Source organism: Microbacterium sp. NPDC008134 (assembly GCF_042957055.1).
Taxonomy (GTDB): domain Bacteria; phylum Actinomycetota; class Actinomycetes; order Actinomycetales; family Microbacteriaceae; genus Microbacterium.
In genome coordinates this window covers 91699-105696 of the sequence record NZ_JBIBHO010000003.1, presented here as the reverse complement: position 1 = coordinate 105696, position 13998 = coordinate 91699, and the positions used below count along the sequence as shown (strand labels likewise).

Annotated in this window: 14 protein-coding genes; 11 read left to right on the top strand and 3 right to left on the bottom strand. The window is 69.6% G+C overall.

Translation table 11 applies throughout. The features are described from left to right. Positions 1–28 precede the first annotated feature (28 nt). From ACFY9N_RS13985 to ACFY9N_RS13970, 4 genes are read left to right on the top strand one after another with little or no spacing between them, the layout of a single operon-like run. On the top strand, positions 29–1300 hold the full coding sequence (locus ACFY9N_RS13985) for an ammonium transporter (RefSeq protein WP_391479361.1): 1272 nt from the start codon (positions 29–31) through the stop codon (positions 1298–1300). Between the two features lie 24 nt (positions 1301–1324). After that, a complete protein-coding gene (locus ACFY9N_RS13980; protein WP_391479360.1) occupies positions 1325–1666 on the top strand; it encodes a P-II family nitrogen regulator in 342 nt (113 codons plus the stop codon). A gap of 9 nt (positions 1667–1675) precedes the next feature. Further along, positions 1676–2239 (top strand): HutD family protein, encoded by a 564-nt coding sequence (locus ACFY9N_RS13975; RefSeq protein ID WP_391479359.1) that lies wholly within the window; start codon positions 1676–1678, stop codon positions 2237–2239. Continuing rightward, the gene (locus ACFY9N_RS13970; protein WP_391479358.1) at positions 2236–2934 is read left to right on the top strand and encodes a gamma-glutamyl-gamma-aminobutyrate hydrolase family protein; all 699 of its coding nucleotides are present in this window, start codon (positions 2236–2238) and stop codon (positions 2932–2934) included. The genes ACFY9N_RS13975 and ACFY9N_RS13970 overlap by 4 nt, the downstream gene beginning before the upstream one ends. Before the next feature lie 153 nt (positions 2935–3087). Here the strand turns inward: ACFY9N_RS13970 and ACFY9N_RS13965 are convergent, their stop codons facing one another. Genes ACFY9N_RS13965 through otnK form a run of 3 tightly spaced genes read right to left on the bottom strand, consistent with a single transcriptional unit; the run spans position 3088 to position 5788 of the window. Then, the gene (locus tag ACFY9N_RS13965; RefSeq protein WP_391479357.1) at positions 3088–3888 is read right to left on the bottom strand and encodes a DeoR/GlpR family DNA-binding transcription regulator; all 801 of its coding nucleotides are present in this window, start codon (positions 3886–3888) and stop codon (positions 3088–3090) included. Between the two features lie 12 nt (positions 3889–3900). Then, positions 3901–4557 carry a class II aldolase/adducin family protein gene (locus ACFY9N_RS13960; RefSeq protein ID WP_391479355.1) on the bottom strand — a complete coding sequence of 219 codons (657 nt, stop codon included), beginning with the start codon at positions 4555–4557 and terminating at the stop codon, positions 3901–3903. Beyond that, the gene (otnK, locus tag ACFY9N_RS13955) at positions 4541–5788 is read right to left on the bottom strand and encodes a 3-oxo-tetronate kinase (protein WP_391479354.1); all 1248 of its coding nucleotides are present in this window, start codon (positions 5786–5788) and stop codon (positions 4541–4543) included. Before otnK ends, ACFY9N_RS13960 begins: the two co-directional genes overlap by 17 nt. A 170-nt stretch (positions 5789–5958) precedes the next feature. On the opposite strand from otnK, the gene ACFY9N_RS13950 reads away from it, so the two are divergent. From ACFY9N_RS13950 to solA, 7 genes are all read left to right on the top strand, one after another. Then, complete coding sequence (locus ACFY9N_RS13950) at positions 5959–7257, top strand: homoserine dehydrogenase (protein WP_391479353.1); 1299 nt, start codon at positions 5959–5961, stop codon at positions 7255–7257. After that, on the top strand, positions 7254–8225 hold the full coding sequence (locus ACFY9N_RS13945; protein ID WP_391479351.1) for an amidohydrolase family protein: 972 nt from the start codon (positions 7254–7256) through the stop codon (positions 8223–8225). Before ACFY9N_RS13950 ends, ACFY9N_RS13945 begins: the two co-directional genes overlap by 4 nt. Positions 8226–8260: 35 nt before the next feature. Then, positions 8261–9556 carry an MFS transporter gene (locus ACFY9N_RS13940; RefSeq protein WP_391479350.1) on the top strand — a complete coding sequence of 432 codons (1296 nt, stop codon included), beginning with the start codon at positions 8261–8263 and terminating at the stop codon, positions 9554–9556. Beyond that, positions 9549–10472 (top strand): amidohydrolase family protein, encoded by a 924-nt coding sequence (locus tag ACFY9N_RS13935; RefSeq protein WP_391479349.1) that lies wholly within the window; start codon positions 9549–9551, stop codon positions 10470–10472. The genes ACFY9N_RS13940 and ACFY9N_RS13935 overlap by 8 nt, the downstream gene beginning before the upstream one ends. Before the next feature lie 62 nt (positions 10473–10534). Next, positions 10535–11845, top strand: coding sequence for an MFS transporter (locus ACFY9N_RS13930; RefSeq protein WP_391479348.1), 1311 nt, complete (start codon positions 10535–10537; stop codon positions 11843–11845). Between the two features lie 324 nt (positions 11846–12169). Beyond that, positions 12170–12487: a GIY-YIG nuclease family protein gene (locus ACFY9N_RS13925; RefSeq protein WP_391479346.1), complete on the top strand. Its 318-nt coding sequence runs from the start codon at positions 12170–12172 to the stop codon at positions 12485–12487. 329 nt (positions 12488–12816) lie between these two features. Then, positions 12817–13944 (top strand): N-methyl-L-tryptophan oxidase, encoded by a 1128-nt coding sequence (solA, locus tag ACFY9N_RS13920; protein WP_391479345.1) that lies wholly within the window; start codon positions 12817–12819, stop codon positions 13942–13944. Positions 13945–13998: the final 54 nt, after the last annotated feature.

The following is a 13998-nucleotide window of genomic DNA, read 5'->3' as shown; positions in this document are numbered from 1 at the left end:
CGACCCCTACCCGAAAGGAGATCGACACATGGACATCACCTCCCAGGTCAACACGGGATGGATGCTGACCGCCACCGTCGCCGTCACACTCATGCTTCCCGGACTCGCGCTGTACTACGGCGGCCTGTCACGCACGAAGAACATCCTCAACACGATGATGATCGTGCTCGGCGGTTTCGCGGTCACCGCGATCCTCTGGGTGCTCTTCGGCTACGGCCTCACGCTCGGGAACTCCGTCGGGGGAGCGGGCCTGATCGGCGACCCCACCGGTCTCTTCGGCATCCAGTCGCTGCTCGGCGCCGAGACGCCCGAGGGGGCGGTGCCCGCGATCCTCATCGCGGTCTTCCAGCTGATCTTCGCCGGACTCACCGTCGGCATCATCGGCGGCGCGGTCGAAGGGCGCATGAAGTTCTCCAGCTGGCTGATCTTCTCGGGCCTCTGGGCCACGCTCGTGTACTTCCCGGTGGCGCACTGGGTGTTCGCGTTCGACTCCGCCGACGGTTCGACCGTGGGCGGGTGGATCGCCAACAACCTGCACGCCATCGACTTCGCCGGTGGCACCGCGGTGCACATGAACGCCGGTGTCGCGGCCCTCGTGCTCGCGTTCTTCCTCGGCAAGCGCCGCGACTTCCCGCACGTCGGACGCCCGGGCAACCTGCCCATCGCGATCGTCGGAGGCGGACTCCTGCTCGTCGGCTGGTACGGCTTCAACGGCGGCTCGTCGGGCGGCATCAACGACAGCGCCGGCGTCGCGGTGACCAACACGCTCATCGCCGCGTGCGCCGGTCTGCTGGGCTGGCTCGTGGTGGAGCGCATCCTCCGCAAGGCGGCGACCTCGCTCGGCGCGATCTCGGGTGTGCTCGGCGGACTCGTCGGCATCACCCCCGCCGCGAACTCCGTCTCGCCCATCGGCGCGATCATCATCGGCTTCCTCGCCGGCATCGTCGCCTTCGCCGCGCTCGGCCTCAAGGAGAAGCTCGGCTACGACGACGCCCTCGACGCGGTCGCGATCCACATGTTCCCGGGCATCTTCGGCACCCTCGCGATCGGCTTCCTCGCCGACCCGTCGTCGCCCGCCGGCGCCACCGGCATCCTGTTCGGCGGCGACTGGGGCCTGCTGGGAACGCAGGCCCTCGCGATCGCCTCGGTCTTCGTCTACACGTTCCTCGTGACCGCGCTCATCGCCTGGTTGCTGAAGATCACCGTCGGCCTGCGCGTCACCGACGGCGTCGAGGTCACCGGCCTCGACACCACCCTCCACGCCGAGACCGCCTACGACCTCGACGACGTGCGCTCCTGAGCGCCCCGCCAGAAAGGACACATCATGAAGCTCATCACCGCCGTCGTCCAGCCCAGTGCTCTCGAACCCGTCAAGACCGCGCTCGCCGAGGTCGGCGTCGCGGGCATGACGATCCTCGACGCCAAGGGGCACGGCACCCAGACCGGCAAGGTCGAGGTCTACCGTTCGCAGCGCGTGAAGGTCGACTTCCTCCCCAAGATCTACATCGAGGCCGTCGTGACCGACGAGGTGCTCGACGCCGCCCTCGACGCCATCCAGGAAGCGGCCCGCACCGGTGCCATCGGCGACGGCAAGATCTGGGTCACCGACGTGCTGCAGGTCATCCGCGTGCGCACGGGTGAGACCGGCCCGACCGCGATCAAGTAGAGGCATCCGATGTACTCCCGCATCCGCGTGGCCCCCGGGATCGTGCGCCCGTCCGAGGTCGTGCCCGAGCCGTGGGCGAACGGTCTCGGGGTCACGCGGGTGCTGGTGTCGCAGCCCCGGGTGCGCATCAGCATCGCGGAGATGGAAGGACGGATGCCGTTCTCGCCGCTGCCCGCCGTGGACCGCACCCTCATCCCGCTGAACGCGTGGGGGGTCGCCCTCGAGATCGGCGGGGCGCGGCACCGCGTGCGCGCCCACGAACCGGTGAGGTTCCGCGGCGAGGACGAGGTGTTCGCCGAGACGGGCCTGCGGCGCACGACCGTCGTCAACGTCATGACCCCGCGGGAGTCATCGGTCGCCGACTGCGAGATCCGACGAGGGACGGATGCTCCGATCGACGGGGTCGACGCGATCATCGTGCTCGGAGGGCAGGTCTCCCTGCCCACCGGCGACGGGTGGTTGTCGCCCGGCACGGTGGTTCTGCCCGACGGGCGCGAAGGCGTCGTGTCGTCGGAGGCCGGGATCGTGGCGCTCGTGCGTCTGCGGAACGCCGGGGCGGAGGCATCCGCATGACCGCCCCGCACGTCGCCCTCTTCCATGTGCGCACCCAACGACCGCGCGCCGCCGCCGGGTACCAGGCTTTGCTCGACACCCTCAACGACGCGGCCGTCGCCGCCGTTGAAGGGCTCGGCTGGACCGCCTCGCTGCACGCCGCCGCCGAAGACCCCGAACCCGAGCTGCGCCAGGCGTCGCACGACGCCGACGTGGTCGTGATCCTCGGCGGCGACGACATCGAGCCGGGGTTGTACGGCCAGAGCGACCGGCGGCCGCGGAGATCGCCGTACGAGCGCCGGGCGGATCGGCTGCAGATCGCCGTGATCATGGATGCCGTCGGCGCCGGGCGACCGCTACTCGGACTGTGCCGCGGGCATCAGTTGCTCAATGTCGCGCTCGGCGGGAGCCTGCTGCAGCACGTGCCCGGGCATCGGGGGCCGGGAGCGGAGCCGTTCATCGCGACGCCTCTCGACATGTCCCCGGTGGCGCCGGGTCTGCGCGGCTCGGCCCTGTGCACGCACCACCAGGCGATCGACGAACTCGGTGAGGGGCTGGTGGCGCTCACCCGCTCGCCCGACGGGGTCATCGAGGCGATCGCCCACGAGAGCCTTCCCCTGTTGGGGGTGCAGTGGCATCCCGAGCATCCGCTCACCGCGTCGTCGCAGTTGGGGGCGCTGCTGCGGGCCGTGCATGCGGGGGAGTTGGTGGCGTAGGCGCTGCTTCTCGTGGGGACGCTTCGACAGGCTCAGCGACCCAGTAGGGGCTCAGCGACCCGGTCTTGGAGACCGGGGCCCTGAGCCTGTCGAAGGGCCCGCTACAGCGCAAGAGGCTGGGGCCCTGAGCCTGTCGAAGGGCCCCGCCGCGCGTTAGGCGCCGGTGCGGACGACCGTGACGCCGCGCTCCTCGATGCCGGCGGCGGTGGCGTCGCTCAGGCCCGTATCGGTGACGATCACGTCGAGATCCTCGAGATCGAACACGCGGTAGCGGCCGAACGAGCCGTATTTCGAGCTGCCCGCGACGAGCACCGTCTCACTGGCGCTCTCGATCGCGGCGGTCTTCGGCGCGATCTTCGACTCGGTCGGGGTGGTGACGCCGCGGCGCAGATCCCACGACGACGACGAGAGGAAGGCGATGTCGATCGACAGCTCGTGCAGCGTGAGGGCGGCGAGGCGGCCGGTGGTCGACTGGTTCGCCTTCTCGACGCGTCCGCCGATCGCGATGATGTCGGCGGTCGGGTGGTCGAGGAACGCCGCGATGATCGCGAGGTCGTTCGTGACGACCGTGAGGTCCTGCACCGTCTCGAGGTGCGGGCGCATGGCCTGGATGGTGGTGCCGGCGTCGAGGTAGATCGTCATCGACTCGGTGACGAGGGATGCCGCGTGGCGGGCCATCGCGTCCTTCTCGGCGACGTCCTGACGGGCCTTCTCGAAACGCGTGGGCTCGGCGACCAGGCGCGAGGCGATCTTCGCCCCGCCGGGAGTCGCGAGTACGCGACCGGCTTCTTCGAGCACGGCGATGTCGCGCCGAATGGTCATGTGGCTGACGCCGAGGATGCCGGTGAGCTGGCGGTAGCTGAGCACGCCCTCGCGGCGCAGGTGCTTGACGATCAGCTCGCGCCGCTGCTCGGGGATGAGCGGCGTGGCGGTGGTGTCGTCGGCGGGGGTCATGTCGTCGTCAGCCTAGCGAACGAGCGCGGTTTCCTCGGTCCAGGGAGTGCCCCAGCGGTCGGCGAGGGCGCGCACGTCCTCCGGGGGCAGGAGGCGGCGCGGCTTGCCGTCGGTGAGCAGGGCGATGCGGCACGCCTCTTCGAGTTCGATCGCCGCTTCGACCCCGGCGTCGAGACCCGGTGCCGACACGATCTGGCCGTGGTTCGCGAGCAGCGCGCCGCGGAACTCCCCGGGCAGCGCGAGCAGCTGCACGGCCAGGTCGGGGTCGCCGGGCACGCGGAACGGCACGAGCGGCGTCTGGCCGACCCGCATCACGAAGTACGGCGTGAGTGGTGGGATCGCGCTGTGCTCGGACCATGGCTCGAGACAGCTCGCGGCGACCGCGAAGGGGGAGTGCAGGTGCACGACCGCGGTGTGCTCGGGGTTCTTCGCGTAGAACGCGAGATGCAGGCTGAGCTCCTTCGACGGCTTGGCGCCGCGCAGCACCTCGCCCTCCCACGTCACGACCGCGATGTCGGCCTCGGTGAGACGGCTGAGATCCGTGCCGGTGCCCGTCATGTACACGACGTCGTCGACGCGGATGCTCACGTTGCCGCTGCTGCCCGGGCTGATGCCCGCGGCGGCGACGCGCGCTCCGGCGGCGATGAGAGCGTCAGTGGGAGTGGTCATCGAGCGCCCTCCAGGCGGTGGTGAACATGTCGTCGGCGCCGAAGTTGCCCGACTTGAGAGCGATGGTGACGGGGCCGTGCGTGGTCTCGGCGGCGCTCCAGCACACGCCGGGCGCGATGCGCGGTCCGATGCGCAGGCGCTGGATGCCGAGGCGCTGCACGACTGCGCCCGAGGTCTCTCCGCCCGCGACGATCACCTGGGTGACGCCGAGGGCGGACGCGGCGCGGTCGACGATCTCGGAGAGCACCTCTTCGATGCGCCCGGAGACGGTGTTGCCCTCGGGGCCGCGGCGGATGTCGTCGAGCGACCCGACCGTGTAGACGAGAGGCATGCTGTCGGCGTCGAGCGTCTCGAGCCACGAGATCGTGTCGGCCACGACCTGCGCGGGGTCGGCGGCGATCGCCTCGATGTCGAGCTTGCGGCTCGGGAGCGTCTGGGCTGCGTGGGCGATCTGCGCGCGGGTCTTGGCTGAGGCGCTGCCGCACACGATCAGTCGGCGGCCGGGGGCGACGTCGATCTCGGAGAGCGTGCCGGGGCGCGGTCCGGTCATGCCGAGCGCGAGGCCCGCGCCGCCGGTGACGACGCGCCAGTCGGAGACGGCGGTGGCGATGGTCTCGAGGTCGGCGTCGGTCATCGCGTCGACGACGGTGTAACCGTCGGGCTCGGCGGCGAGGGTGCTGCGCAGGGCCGCGGGGCCCGCCCACACGGCATCCGCTCCCACCTCGTGGATCGCCCGCGTGGTCTGTGGGGCGAGGATGTCGCGCAGGCGCGACTGGGTCATCGGGGTGAGCGGATGCTGTCGCATGGGGGAGTGCTCGAGGAGCTCGTCGTGCACGAACAGGTGCCCGCGGTAGACGGTGCGGCCGTTGTCGGGGAACGAGGGGACGACGATCGTGCGGGTCTCGCCGAGCTCGTCGAGCACGGCGTCGAGGATCGGCCCGATGTTGCCGTCGGGTGTGGAGTCGAAGGTCGAGCAGTACTTGACGTAGTAGCGGCGGGAACCGAGGGCCTCGAGGGCGCGGACGGCGCGGAGAGACTGGTCGACCGCATCGGTGACGGGGGCGGTGCGGGTCTTGAGGGCGACGACCACGGCATCCGCATCGCCGAGCTCGGCGGGGTCGAGCGGGGCATCCTCGATCGAGACGACCGCGCGGAAGCCGCGCTGGCGCAGCGCGATGGCGAGGTCGGTCGCGCCGGTGAAGTCGTCTGCGACGGCGCCGATGTCGATCACGGTTCCTCCTCGGGAGTGGGTGCCCCCATTTCACCACGTGTGAACTGTTGTGAACAAATTTGAGAAATGTTTACGACTGTGACACAGTGATCGAGGCCTGCCGCGAGACCCGCTCCGGTCGGCACACGTACGAACGCACGGAACGCCCCGTGCAGAGGGGACCACCGACGATGACCCGCGCTCCTATCCGCATCGCACTCACCGGCGCACGCGGAGGTTTCGGCCGCACGTTCCTCTCGCAGCTGCGCTCGATCGACCGCATGACGGCCACGCAGCTCATCGACCCCGACGTCGACGGCGTGCGCACGCTCATCGCCGACCTCGGCGGCCTCCCCGACGCCGAGCCGATCCCCGGCCACGACGACGTCCGCTGGGACGAGATCGACGTGCTCGTCGAAGCATCCGGCCGTGTCGAAGCGGGCTACCGCTACGCCGCCGAGGCGATCGACCGCGGCATCCACGTCGTCATGGTCAGCAAGGAGATCGAGAGCGTCGCCGGTGTCTCGCTCTCCCGCGCCGCCCGTGCGAAGGGCGTCGGCTACCTGCCCGGCGACGGCGACCAGCCCGCCAACCTGCTGCGCCTGCTCGACTGGGTCGAGCGCGTCGGCCTCGAGGTCGTCGCCCTCGGCAAGTCCGGCGAGTACGACCTCGTCTTCGACCCCGCCACCGGCGAGCTCGAGCAGCAGGGCGAGCGGATCGAGGCATCCGCCCTCACCGACCACCTCTTCCTCGGTGACGACATCGCGGCGACGCTCGCCGCCCGGGCATCCGTCGTCGCACCCCTCAAGCGCGCCGCCGCCGCCGACTCGTGCGAGATGGCCGTCGTCTCGCTCTACGCCGGCGCCACCGCCGACACCGAGCGCATGCACTACCCCGTCGCCCGCCCCAGCGAGCTCGCCGACATCTACGCCCGACGCGCCGACGGCGGCATCATCGGCACCGACCGCACCGTCGACGTGTTCTCGGCGCTGCGCCTGCCCGGTGAGACCAGCTTCGCCGGCGGCGTCTTCGCGATCGTCACCACCGGCGACCCCGAGACCTGGGACCTGCTGGCCGGCAAGGGCCACGTCGTCTCGCGCTCGGGCCGCTACGCGTGCATCTACTGGCCGTACCACTTCATGGGCGTCGAGACCCCGCTCACGATCGACGCACTCGTCGACGGCACCTCGACGTTCGCCGAACCGCGCCACCACACGGTGCTCGCCGCGCGTGCCGCCGGCGCGCTCGCCGCGGGCACGACCTTCGAGGTGCGCGGTCACCACCACGAGATCGACGGCGTCGCCCCCGTCATCATCGATCGAGCGGATGCCGTCACCGACGCCGACGACACCCTCGCGGCCGCCTACTACCTGCTCTCGGGTGCGCGCCTCGCGCGCGATGTCGCCGAGGGCGAACTCATCCGCCTCGCCGACCTCGACGGCGTCTCCGACGACGTGCGCGCCGCCTTCGTGGAGGGCGTGCGGCTGTGACCGTCGAGACCGCCCGCCGCATCCAGGACGCACGCCTGCCCGAGGGGTACGACCTGCGCATCGTCGACGCGCACCACCATTTCTGGGACCTCGACGGCGACGGCCACTGGCCCTGGATCCAGGACGAGTACAACGAGCAGTTCTTCCTCGGCGACTACAACGCCATGCGCCGCACCTTCCTGCCGCGCGAGTACCTCGTCGAGACCGCGGGCTGGAACATCCTCGGCACCGTCCACTGCGAGGCCGAGCGGAGCCGATCCGAGCAGGTCGCGGAGGACGACTTCCTGCAGGGACTCAGTGACGCCACCGGCGGACGGTTCCCGATCGCCGCCGTTGCTCACGTCGGGTTCCTGCAGTCCGACCGCGACGAGGTGCTCGCAGGTCACGCGCAGCGCTCGATCGTGCGCGGCATCCGCTCGAAGCCCGTGATCGCCCCGCGCGCCGGCGAGACCGCCACTGGACCCGGCACCCTCCACGACCCCGCATGGGTCGAGGGGATCGCCGCCCTGCAGCGCCACGGGTTCTCGTGGGATCTGCGCGTGCCGTACTACCACCTCGCTGAAGCCGCCGACGTGCTGGCCGACTTCCCCGAGCTGACCGTCGTGATCAACCACTGCGGCCTTCCGCTCGACCGCGACGCCGACAGCCTGCGCGTCTGGCGCGAGGGCATGGAGCGCCTCGCCGAGTTGCCGGGAACCGCTGTGAAGGTGTCGGAGCTCGGTCTGTACCGCAACCGCTGGGACCGGCCCTCGAACGAAGAGGTCGTGCGCGACACCCTCGCGATCTTCGGCGCCGAGCGCGCGCTGTTCGCCTCCAACATGCCGGTCGCGACCCTGACCGCTCCCGACTTCGACGAGGTGATGGACACGATCCTCACCGGCGCCGCCGGCCTCGACTCCGCGGGCCTCGACTCCCTCTTCCACGGCACCGCCGAGCGAGTCTACCGACTCGACGTGCCCACCGCCTGACCCGAACCGCTCACCCGACACTCCGAGGATCATCGATGACCACCGCCGAACAGGGCACCGCCGCCCGTACCGCTCGCCCGACGAGGATCCGCTGGTGGGTCATCGTCGTGCTGTTCGTCTTCTACACGATCAACTGCATCGACCGCGCGTCGCTCTCGGTCGCCCTCCCTACGATCAGCGCCGAGTTCCTGCTCGAGCCCGCCGTGCAGGGCGTCATCCTCTCGGCGTTCTTCTGGACGTACTGCCTGTTCCAGATCCCGGGCGGCGCGGCCGCCGATCGCTTCGGCCCGCGCCGCGTGATCGGCGTCGCCGCCGTGATCTGGGGCTCCTTCACCGCGCTCGCCGGTCTCGCCGTCAACGCCGTGATGCTCGTGCTCAGCCGCCTCGGGCTCGGCGCGTTCGAGGCGCCGTACATGCCCTCCGCCAACAAGCTCGTCACCCGGTGGCTCCCGGCGAAGAACCGCTCGACCGGTGTGACCCTCATCGACTCCGGTGCGCCGCTCGGATCCGCCCTCGGCGCGCTCGTCGTGACCGGCCTCATCACCGCCACCGGCTCGTGGCGCTGGTCGTTCATCATCATCGGCCTCGCGACCGTCGTCATCGGAATCGGTGTCGCGCTGTTCATCCGCAACCACCCGTCCGAGCACCCCCTCGTCAACCGCGCCGAGGAGAAGCTCATCGACGCCGGCGAGGTCGAGGAGCGCCCGAAGGCCGAAGCGCCGGGCATGAGTCGCGCGACCGTGTTCTGGATGGTCGTCGGCCGCATCGGCTGGGCCATGGTGTTCTGGGGACTCGTCACCTGGGGCCCGACGTACCTCTCACAGGCCCGTGGCCTCGACCTCTCGGCCATGGGCTTCGCGACCTTCCTCATCTTCCTGTGCGGTGCGGCGGGTGAGATCCTCAGCGGCATCCTCGCCGACGCGCTGCAGAAGCGCATGAACCCGAACCGCGCGTTCAAGCTGCTGTTCGGCGGATCGGGTGCGCTCAGCCTCCTCGCGCTCGCGGCACTGCCGTTCGTCAGCGACGCCGGCACCGCCGTGGCTCTGCTCTGCGTCGGAGTGTTCTTCAACCTCTTCGGCGGTCTGTACTGGACGATCCCCGGTCGTCTCGCCAAGCCCGAGCGCGTGGGCGTCGTCGGCGGTGTGATGAACTTCGCCGGCACCTCGGCCGGCATCGTCGTGCCGATCGTCGCCGGACTCCTCGTGCAGTTCACCGGCGGCTACACCGCCGTGCTGATCTACCTCGCGGTGTGCGCCGCGATCTATCTGATCGGTTCGCTGTCGATCGACTTCGAGGGTCGGGGAGTGCGCAAGGCGGCGGTTCATGCCTGACGACCTCTACGACGGCCCTATCGTCGACGCCCACCATCACGTGTGGGACCTCTCGCTCGGGCAGCACCCCTGGCTCGCCCCCGAGGGACGCGTCGCCCACCGCTACGGCGACTACGAAGCGATCAAGCACGATTACCTGCCCGCCGACTACCTCCGGGACATCGCCGGCACCGGCATCGTCGCCTCGGTCTACATGGAGGCGGAGTGGACGCCCGGCGGCGGCCTCGCCGAGGTCGCGCTCGTCGAGCGCTACCGCGAGACCTCGGGCGTGCCCGGATCGATGGTGGCCCAGGCCCGGCTCGACGATGCGGATGCCGCGGCCGAGCTCGCCGCGCTCGGCTCCGTCGCCGCGGTCAAGAGCGTGCGGCACAAGCCGGGCGGTGCGGCATCGACGGCAGAGGCCGCAGCCGGCGTGCGCTCGTTGCTCAGCGACGACGTCTGGCGTGAGGGATACGCGCGGTTGAGCGAGCACGGCCTGCACTTCGATCTGCAGACTCCGTGGTGGAATCTCGCGGAAGCGCGTCGTCTCGTCGACGACTTCCCCGACACGACGCTCGTCATCGACCACGCCGGTGTGCTCGCCGACCGCGACGACGAGACGCTCGCGGCGTGGCGTTCGGCCCTCGAGCACATCGCCGAGGCTCCGAACGTCGTGATCAAGGCATCCGGCCTCTGCGTCGGCGGCGCTCCATGGACCGTCGAGTCCAACCGTGGACCGATCCTCGACCTCGTGCGCATCTTCGGCGCCGACAGAGTGATGTTCGGGAGCAACTTCCCGGTCGACGGCATGTTCACGACCCTCCCCGCGCTCATCGACGGGTACCGCACAATCCTCGCCGAGCTCGACCCGGCCGCACAGCGTGCGGTCTTCCACGACACGGCGCAGCGCGTCTACGCACCGCTCCCGATCGGCTGACCTCGCCGACCCTCCCCCCTCACCCGACACCCGAACCCCCTCTGAACCGACGAAGGACCCTCATGACGACCGTCAACGACGACAAGCTCTTCCGGAAGGTGATGCTGCGCGTGCTTCCGCTCGCGATGCTCGGCTTCTTCCTCTCGTACCTCGACCGCGTGAACATCGGTTACGCCCAGGCCACCATGAGCGCCGATCTCGGCTTCTCGAATGTGGTCTACGGCCTCGGCGCCGGCCTGTTCTTCATCGGATACTTCATCTTCGAGATCCCCTCGAACCTCATCCTCGCCAAGGTCGGCGCGCGCAAGTGGATCGCGCGCATCATGATCACGTGGGGCCTCATCTCGGGCCTCATGTTCATCGTCGACAGCGAGTGGATGTTCTACCTGCTGCGCTTCCTGCTCGGTGTCGCCGAGGCCGGCTTCATCCCCGGCATCCTCTTCTACATGGCGCACTGGTTCCCGGCCAGCCGCCGCGGCCGCGCCTGGGGCATCTTCTACATCGCCCTCGCCTCGTCGGGCCTCATCGGCGGCCCGGTCTCGGGCTTCATCCTCAGCGGCATGGACGGCGTCTGGGGCCACACCGGTTGGCAGTGGCTCTTCGTGATCGAGGCCATCCCGACCGTGCTGCTCGGTATCGTCATCCTCTTCTTCCTGCAGGAGGACTACCGCAAGGTGACCTGGCTCACCGAGCCCGAGCGCGACCGTCTCGGATCGCTCCTCTCCGCCGAACGCGTCGATGAAGCCGAGACGCCGCTGCGCAAGGTCTTCACCAGCAAGCTCATCTGGCTGCTCACCGCCGTGTACTTCTCTTACAACTTCGCCCTCTACGGCATCAGCTTCTGGCTGCCGACCCTCATCGGCGACCTCGGCATCACCGACACCGTGCAGATCGGCTTCCTCAGCGCCCTGCCGAGCCTCGCAGCGATCATCTCGATGGTCACGTTCGGGTACCTGTCGGACCGCGCCGGAGAGCGCCGCAAGTTCATCGCCGCCGCGTTCCTGCTCAGCGCCACCGGCTTCGTGATCTGCATCATCGCCGGCACCGACCCGGTCTGGGGCATCATCGGCCTCTGCCTCGCCAACGCAGGCGCCCTGTCGATCCCCGCGATCTTCTGGAGCTTCCAGACCTCGATGCTCGCCGGTACCGCCCTCGCCGGTGGCATCGCGCTGATCAACTCGACCGGAAACCTCGCGGGCTTCGCCGCGCCGTACCTGATCGGCTTCGTGAAGGACACGACCGGTGTCGCCACCGTCGCCCTCTACATCACGGGCGGCATCATGATCCTCGGCGCGATCCTCACCATGACCGTGCGGCAGCACCGTGCCGTCGCCGCGGCGAAGGACCTCCCGTCGGAGCTCGTCTCGAAGTAGACCCCCCGCTACCGAGACCGGCGAAGCCCCCGCAGACAGTGTCTGCGGGGGCTTCGTCGTGCGTGGCTCTGAAACTGGGTCCCTGAGCCTGTCGAAGGGCCCCGCCGCGCGATGCGGTGTCGACCCAGTTTCTGAAGTGGGTCCCTGAGCTTGTCGAAGGGTCCCGCCCCGCGGTGGTGTTTCTCGTGGGGGGACGCTTCGACAGGCTCAGCGACCCAGTTTTTGCGGCCCTGAAACTGGGTCCCTGAGCCTGTCGAAGGGTCCCGCCCCGTGAGTTATCCCCAGGTGCGAACCGCACGACGCCGAAGCATCCGACAATGGCCCATGGCCTGGACGTACATCCTCCGCTGCAACGACGGATGCTTCTACACCGGCAGCACGAACGGCGATCTCGACTCTCGGGTGTGGGAGCACAACAACGACGACGATCGCTCGGCGCACTTCACCCGCGCGCGACGGCCGGTCTCTCTCGTATACGCCGAGGAGTTCGACACCGTCGATGCCGCGTTCTTCCGTGAGAAGCAGATCCAGGGGTGGAGTCGGGCGAAGAAGATCGCGCTCATGGAGGAGCGGGGTGCGGACCTGCCGAGGCTCTCGCGTTCTGCGGGGCGGGACGCTTCGACAGGCTCAGCGACCCAGTGAGTGCGGGGCGGGACGCTTCGGCAGGCTCAGCGACCCAGTGAGTGCGGGGCGGGACGCTTCGACAGGCTCAGCGACCCAGTAGTGGCTCAGCGGCTCATTCTTGAGAACTGGGTCCCTGAGCTTGTCGAAGGGCCCGCCGCGCGCCGCGGAAACGTGCTGGAAACGTCGGATGCCGCCGACCGTCACATGCGGGGTCCGATGCGTACTGTCCGCACATTGCTGTGCGGACAACATGGGACATCGCCCCATAGCAGTGGCCCCGCGGCGGCATCCACACTGAACGACAACAGCCCGCGTGGAGTGCCCGGGCGCACAAGAGACGGAGCATCATGGAGTCGTTCGAGGTCGCAGTCGTCGGGATGGGAGCGCTCGGCAGCGCCGCCACCTACCACCTGGCCCGTCGTGGAGCGAAGGTGGTCGCGCTCGAGCAGTACGAGCTCGGTCACGTGCGGGGCGCCTCGCACGACACCTCGCGCATCGTGCGGACCTCGTACGGATCCAGCGCCTACGTGCGTCTCGCCCAGTCCGCGTACAAGGATTGGGCCGACCTCGAGGCCGAGTCGGGCGAGCGTCTGCTCACCATCACCGGCGGCGTGATCCTCATCCCCTCCGACGGCCCTTACTCGGCATCCGATTTCACCACCGCGCTCACCGAGTGCGACGTCCCGCACGAGCTGCTCTCGCCCGCCGAGGTGCAGGCCCGCTGGCCGCAGTTCCGCGTTCCCGAGAACGTCGAGACCGTCTACACGGCCGACACGGGCATCGCGCACGCCGCCCGCACGGTCGCGACTCTGCAGATGCGCGCCCGCGTGCACGGCGCCGACATCCGCGACCGCACCGCGGTCGAGAGCCTCACGCCCGACGGTGACGGCGTGATCGTGCACACGTCGAACGGCGACATCCGCGCCGGCAAGGTGATCCTCGCGACGGATGCCTGGACGAACACGCTCCTCGACCCGCTCGGCGCGACGATCCCGCTCGACATCATGCAGGAGCAGGTCAGCTACTTCCGCCCCGCCGAGCCCGAGAACTACGACCGTTCGGTCTTCCCCGTCTGGATCTGGGAGGACGACCAGTGCTATTACGGGTTCCCGACTTACGGCGAGCCGACCATCAAGGCCGCCCGTGACGTGTCGGAGAATCGGATGACGCCCGAGAACCGGTCGTTCGTCCCCTCACCCGAGCTCATCGAGCAGCTCACCGGCTTCATGCACGACGTGATCCCGGGATCGGGTCCCGAGCTGCGCACGGTCACCTGCCAGTACGCGCTCACCAAGGACCGCCGGTTCGTGCTCAGCGCGCTGCCGCAGCACCCGGACATCATCGTGGGGCTCGCCGCCGGTCACGGATTCAAGTTCACGCCCGCCCTCGGACGTGTGCTCGCCGAGCTCGCGCTCGACGGCGAATCCACCGACGACCTGAGCGAGTTCGCCGCCGCGGATTCGATGGCCGTCTGACCCCGGATGCCGGCGGTACCCCCTCCCGCCGTGTCCTTCTCCCGTCCCTGCTAT